This is a genomic window from Sphingomonas bacterium (assembly GCF_903643065.1).
Lineage (GTDB): Bacteria > Pseudomonadota > Alphaproteobacteria > Sphingomonadales > Sphingomonadaceae > Sphingomonas.
In genome coordinates, this window is sequence record NZ_CAHJWX010000123.1 from 1 (window position 1) to 6,225 (window position 6,225).

General features: G+C 70.5%; 6 protein-coding genes. 4 read left to right on the forward strand and 2 right to left on the reverse strand.

The window, feature by feature from the left end; all coding sequences use genetic code 11:
• Both mmsB and HUU95_RS05875 read left to right on the forward strand, forming a co-directional pair.
• Positions 1–648: 3-hydroxyisobutyrate dehydrogenase (gene mmsB, locus HUU95_RS05870; protein WP_174279260.1), on the forward strand; the 648-nt coding region annotated here is incomplete at its 5' end.
• 81 nt (positions 649–729) lie between these two features.
• Positions 730–2,082 (forward strand): MFS transporter, encoded by a 1,353-nt coding sequence (locus HUU95_RS05875; RefSeq protein WP_174279261.1) that lies wholly within the window; start codon positions 730–732, stop codon positions 2,080–2,082.
• On the opposite strand, the gene HUU95_RS05880 is transcribed toward HUU95_RS05875, so the two are convergent.
• On the reverse strand, positions 2,066–3,238 hold the full coding sequence (locus HUU95_RS05880) for an MBL fold metallo-hydrolase (protein ID WP_174279264.1): 1,173 nt from the start codon (positions 3,236–3,238) through the stop codon (positions 2,066–2,068). The two genes, HUU95_RS05875 and HUU95_RS05880, sit on opposite strands and share 17 nt — an antisense overlap.
• 141 nt (positions 3,239–3,379) lie before the next feature.
• Between HUU95_RS05880 and HUU95_RS05885 the strand changes: the two genes are divergently transcribed.
• Positions 3,380–4,936: an amidase gene (locus tag HUU95_RS05885; RefSeq protein ID WP_217429782.1), complete on the forward strand. Its 1,557-nt coding sequence runs from the start codon at positions 3,380–3,382 to the stop codon at positions 4,934–4,936.
• Between the two features lie 10 nt (positions 4,937–4,946).
• Here the strand turns inward: HUU95_RS05885 and HUU95_RS05890 are convergent, their stop codons facing one another.
• A complete protein-coding gene (locus tag HUU95_RS05890) occupies positions 4,947–5,402 on the reverse strand; it encodes a DUF2721 domain-containing protein (RefSeq protein ID WP_174279263.1) in 456 nt (151 codons plus the stop codon).
• A 245-nt stretch (positions 5,403–5,647) separates the two neighbouring features.
• On the opposite strand from HUU95_RS05890, the gene HUU95_RS05895 reads away from it, so the two are divergent.
• A partial coding sequence (locus HUU95_RS05895) for a 1-deoxy-D-xylulose-5-phosphate synthase N-terminal domain-containing protein (protein WP_254602649.1) occupies positions 5,648–6,225 on the forward strand: 578 nt, incomplete at its 3' end.

Consider the following 6,225-nt stretch of genomic DNA (forward strand, 5'->3'; position numbering starts at 1 on the left):
GTCACGATCCTGCCCGCGCTCGCGCCCGGCGCGGTGCTGATCGACTGTTCCACGATCGACGTCGCCACCGCGCGGCGCGTGGCTGGGCAGGCGCGCGACGCCGGCCACCTCGCGGTCGATGCCCCCGTCTCGGGTGGGATCGCGGCGGCGGCGGGGGGCACGCTCACCTTCATGGTCGGCGGCACGGCGGAAGGCTTCGAGCGAGCCCAACCGGTGCTCGCCGCGATGGGCAAGGCGGTGATCCATGCCGGCGCCAGCGGCGCGGGCCAAGCGGCGAAGATCTGCAACAACATGATCCTGGGCGCGGCGATGATCGCGACCTGCGAGGCGTTCGGGCTGGCGGCGAAGCTGGGCCTCGACGCGCGGGCTTTCTTCGACATCGCCAGCGTCTCGTCGGGTCAGAGCTGGAGCATGACCAGCTATTGCCCCGTCCCCGGCGTCGGCCCCGACACGCCCGCCGACCACGATTATCACGGCGGCTTCGCGGCGGCGCTGATGCTCAAGGACCTGCGCCTCGCGATGCAGGCAGCGGGCGAGGCAGGCGCGGCGACGCCGATGGGCGCGCGGGCGGCGGAGCTGTACGAGCGGTTCGTCGGCGCCGGGGAGGGCGGCAAGGACTTCAGCGGCATCATCGAGATGCTGCGGTGATCACCTCCTCGTCATGCCGGCACGAGGCCGGGTGACGACGGGCATCCTCCCGCGCTACACCGCTCCGACAGGGGAGGAACGATGGCGACGACACCAGAGCCGACCAAGGCCGACATCCGGCTCGTCATCGCCGCCTCGGCGCTGGGCACGGTGTTCGAATGGTATGATTTCTTCATCTGGGGCACGCTGACCGCGTCGGGCATCCTCCAGCGCTCGTTCTTCCGCCCCGGTGACCAGTCGGTCGCGACCTTGCTCGCCTGGGCCACCTTCGCGGTCGGATTCGCGTTCCGGCCGCTGGGCGCGATGGTGTTCGGCTATCTGGGCGACAAGCTCGGGCGCAAATATACGTTCCTGGTCACGATCACGCTGATGGGGGTCGCCACCGCCGGGATCGGCGTCGCGCCCACCTATACGGCGATCGGCTGGGCGGCGCCGGCGCTGATCCTGTTGTGCCGCGTCGCCCAGGGCTTGGCGCTGGGCGGCGAATATGGCGGCGCGGCGATCTATGTCGCGGAGCACGCGCCGCAGGGCCGCGCGGGGCTGTACACCAGCTTCATCCAGGCGGGCGTGGTCGGTGGCTTCATCCTCAGCCTCGCCGTGGTGCTCGTGACCAAGGCATCGGCCGGCGCCGACGCGTGGGCGACGGGCTGGTGGCGCTTCCCGTTCCTGTTCTCGCTGCTGCTGCTCGCCGTGTCGCTATGGATGCGGCTCAAGCTGTCCGAAAGTCCCGTGTTCCGCGCGATGCGCGCGGCGGGCGAGGCGGCGGTCAATCCGTTCCGTGAGAGCTTCACCTGGCCCGGCAACGTCCGCCGCTTGCTCGTCGCGCTGTTCGGCATCGCGGCGGGGCTGACGGTGATCTGGTACACCGCGCTGTTCTCGGCGCTGACCTTCCTGACCGGGCCGATGCACATGGACGAGCGGGCGGCGCAGCTGATCGTCGCCGCCGGCGCGCTGGCCGGGCTGGTCTTCTATTTCCTGACGGGCGCCTGGTCCGATCGGGTCGGGCGCAAGCGGCCAATCGTGATCGGCTACGCCCTGACGCTGGTCCTGCTATTCCCGCTGTTCCACCTGATCGGCCATGCGGCGGGCGATGGCGCGGGAGCGCCGGGCCAGGTGCCGGGCGCGGGCGCGGTCGCGCTGATCCTGTTCGGCATCCTGGGATTGATGGCGCTGTCCGGGCTCAGCTATGGCTCGGTCGCGGCATTGCTGGCGGAGATGTTCCCGCCGCGCATCCGCTATTCCTCGCTGTCGATTCCCTATCATTTCGGGACGGGCTATTTCGGCGGTTTCCTGCCGCTGATCTCCACCGCGATCGTGAAGGGGACCCACGATCCATATGCCGGGCTGTGGTACACCGAGGCGGTGGTGGCGATGGCGTTGGCGGTGACGTGGTGGGGGCTGGCGGAGCCGCCAGCAATCACTGCAGCGCCCTGACCTCCGCGCTGCCCGCGCACGCGTCCAGCCGCGACAGGTCGAGCGGCGGGCGCGGCCCGCTCACCGGCGGCACCTCGAACCCCATGCCGATCGCGTGCGCGGCGAAGCGCGCCGGGTCGTTGCCCGTGCACCGCATCAGCGCGGCCAGCATCCGGGGCGGCGTGTCATGGCTCTCGAATGACAGCCGGAACGTCCCCCAGTGGATCGGCAGCGCCAGCCCGGCGCCGGTGCGATCGAACACCCGCACCGCCTCGATCGGACCCATGTGGCTGCCGATCCGCATCTGCCCCGGCACGAAGCGGAACGCGCCGATCGGCAGCGCCGCGAACCGGATGGCGCCGTGCGACGCCGCCTCCGCCGGCCATCGGCCGTCACCCCAGCCGGTATCGGCGGCGAAGTAGAAATTGCCCCCACTCGGCAGCCTGACCACGAAGCCGGACCACAGCGCCCGGTTGCGATCGGTCGAATAGCGCGTGCCCCAATGCTGCGCGCGCACCACCACCACCGACACGCCATGGCCGACCGGCACCTCACCGCCCCAGTCCGCCGTCGTGGCTTTCGCGCCGCCGGCTTGCGCGATCACCGCGTCGTTGCCGAGGCTGGTGACGATGCGCGGGTGATCCCGTGTCCACAGCCGCCTCAGCGTCGGCAGGTCGAGATGATCGTAATGGTTGTGGCTGATCAGCACGAGGTCGATGGTCGGCAGGTCTTCGAACCGCACGCCCGGTGCCGCGACCCGCCTCGCCCCAATCCGCCACGGGCCGGTGCGGTCGCTCCAGATCGGATCGGTGAGGATGTTGAGCCCGTGGGTCTGCACCAGCACCGTCGCATGGCCGATCCAGGTGACGAGCATCCGCTCGCCCTCCACCCGCGCCGGCGGCCTGGACGGGTGCACCTCCACCCGCTCGGGCCAGGGCGGCCGCCCGTCGCGCCCCGTGAAATAGCGCCACAGAAAGCCTATCCGGCTGCCGCCGGTCGGGATCTCCGCCGTGTCGTCGCGTCCAGGATTGAAGAAGCGCTCGCCATCGAAATGATCGGACGGCGGCCCCCTGTAATAGATGCGATCAAGGAAGCGCGGCACGACCGTGATCGCCAGCCCGAGCAGGATCACGAGCAGCAGCACGATCGCGCCGGCGATCTTGAGGACGGCGGCGATCAAGAAGGGCGGGTCCGCATGTCATCGTCAACGCAGGTTGCGGGGGTCGGTTCACCCGCACTGTCGCAAGCGACCTTGCCCGATGCCATCGGCCGCGCGACAGTCCCACTGGGGTGTTCGCCCCGGCCGAAGGAGAACACCATGCGCCGCCTGATCCTCGCCGCCCTGCTCGCCGCCACCCCTGCCGGCGCCAGGACCGTCGCGGTCGAGGAAAAGTCGATCGACCAGCTTCAGGCGATGATGGCCGCCGGCCAGGCGTCCAGCGCCGATCTCGTCCAGGCCTATCTCAAGCGCATCGCCGCGATGGACCGCCAGGGCCCGACGCTGCGCGCGGTGATCGCGCTCAACCCCGACGCGCTCGCCCAGGCCAGGGTGCTCGACGCCGAGCGCAAGGCCGGGCACCTGCGCGGGCCACTCCATGGCATCCCGGTGCTGATCAAGGACAATGTGGAGACCGCCGACAACGTCGCCACCACCGCGGGCAGCCTCGCGCTCGCCGCCAACGTCACGCGCCGCGACGCGCCGGTGGTGGCGCAGCTGCGCGCGGCCGGCGCGGTGATCCTGGGCAAGACCAACCTCTCCGAATGGGCGAACATCCGCTCGACGCGATCGATCAGCGGTTGGAGCGCGGTCGGGGGCCAGGTGCGCAACCCGTACGCGCTCGATCGCACGGCCTGCGGTTCGTCGTCGGGCTCGGGCGCGGGCGTGGCGGCGTCGTTCGCCGCCGCCGCCGTGGGCACGGAGACCGATGGCTCGGTGGTCTGCCCGTCGTCGATCAACGGGCTGGCCGGGCTCAAGCCCTCGATCGGGCTGGTCAGCCGCACGCACGTGGTGCCGATCAGCCATTCGCAGGACACGCCCGGGCCGATGGCGCGCTCGGTCAGGGATGTCGCGCTGATGCTCTCGGCGATGGTCGGCGGCGACCCCGTCGACGCGCCGCGCGGGGTGGCGACCGACTATGTCGCCGGCCTGTCGACCAGCGCGCTGTCGGGGCTGCGGATCGCGGTGCTGCGCCCGGCGATGACGCCGGATCTCGCTGCGGCGTTCGACCGCGCGCTGGCGGTGCTGCGCGCCGGCGGCGCCGAGCTGGTCGAGGTGGAGCGGCCCAAGACCGAAGGGCTGGGCGCGGCCGAGCAGGTCGTGCTGCAGACCGAGCTCAAGGCGGACCTGAACGCCTATCTCGCGACCACCCCGCCGGCGGTGACGACGCGGACGCTCGCCGACGTGATCGCGTTCAACACCGCGCACGCGGCGACCGAGATGGCCTATTTCGGGCAAGAGACGTTCGAGGCGGCGCAGCGGACGACGGGGCTGGACGATCCGGACTACCAAGCCGCGCGCGCCAAGTCGCTCCGGCTCGCCAGCGAGGCGATCGACGGCCTGCTGGCCAAGGCTCGCGCGACCGTGCTGGTGGAGCCGAGCTACGGCCCCGCCTGGCTGATCGAGCCGGTCTATGGCGATCAGTATGACGGGCCGTCCTCGGCCGGGCTGCCCGCCGTCGCGGGCTATCCGAACCTGACGGTGCCGATGGGCCTGGTGCGCGGCCTGCCGGCCGGCCTGTCCTTCATCGCCACCCGATACGGCGAGGCGACCGTGCTCGGCGCCGGCTATGCCTATGAACAACGGGCGCACACCCGCATCGCGCCCCGCTACCTGCCGACGGCGGACGTGGGGCCGGGGATGACGGGAAGTCGCTGAGCGATCAGGCTCACCCCCGCTCCAGCAGCTCCGGCCTGATCCGGAGCGCGTGCGTCGCCACCCGCACCTCGATCATGAACGCAGCCAGCGCCGCGATCAGGAACACCATCGCGCCGATGAACGCGAACGCGACGCCACGGCCGATGTGCAGCCGCCCGAGTTCGGCCACGAACAGCAGCGTCACCACCAGGCAGGTCGTCACCGCGCTCAGCACCGCCAGCAGCAGCCCGGCGTTGATCAGCCGGATGCGCTGGTCGAGCACGCGCAGCTCGCGGACGTGACGGTCGTGCTCGGGCCCCTGACTTTTAGGATGAAGCGCCTCCAGCATCCGCCCACGATCGACCACGCGCCCCAGCCGTCCCGCCAGCACGTTCACGAACGCGCCGATGCCCGCCAGCATGAACACCGGCGAGAGCGAGAGCTGGATCGTCTGCGCGATGGTGGAGACGGCGGGGAAGGTCGGCACGCTCAGTTCATGCGATGATCGGCCCCCAAAAGGAACCCGCCACTAGCGACCTCAGCCTTGCCAAGCATCCCGTTCGCGAACGGGCGCGTGGCGGAGCCGCCGGGGTGAGGCACGCGACTGGAGCGCGAGGGAAGAAGGATCGATGGATCGGATCGGCATTCTGACGGAGGGATCGCCGACTAGCTAGTGATTGCCCTGGCGACGTCCGTATAGGATGGACGGTGTTTCAGGCGAGTTGGACGGAAATGATGGAGCTGCCCGCGACGCCGCTGCTGGACGGCGTTGGTATTCCTGACGATCTTCGTCGTTTGAAGCCCGAGCAGTTGCGGCAGCTGGCGGACGAGTTGCGGGCGGAGGTGATCAGCGCGGTGGGTGTGACGGGGGGTCATCTGGGGTCGGGGCTGGGCGTGGTGGAGCTGACCACCGCGCTCCACTATGTGTTCGACACGCCGCGCGACCGGCTGATCTGGGACGTCGGGCACCAATGCTATCCGCACAAGATCCTGACCGGGCGGCGCGACCGCATCCGCACCTTGCGCCAGGGCGGCGGACTGTCGGGGTTCACCAAGCGGAGCGAGAGCGAGTATGACCCGTTCGGGGCGGCGCATTCGTCGACCTCGATCTCGGCGGCGCTGGGCTTTGCGATCGCCAACCAGCTGGGGGGCCGGCCGGGCAAGGCGATCGCGGTGATCGGCGACGGCGCGATGTCGGCCGGCATGGCGTATGAGGCGATGAACAACGCCGAAGCCGCGGGCAACCGGCTGGTGGTGATCCTCAACGACAACGACATGTCGATCGCGCCGCCGGTGGGGGGCTTGTCGGC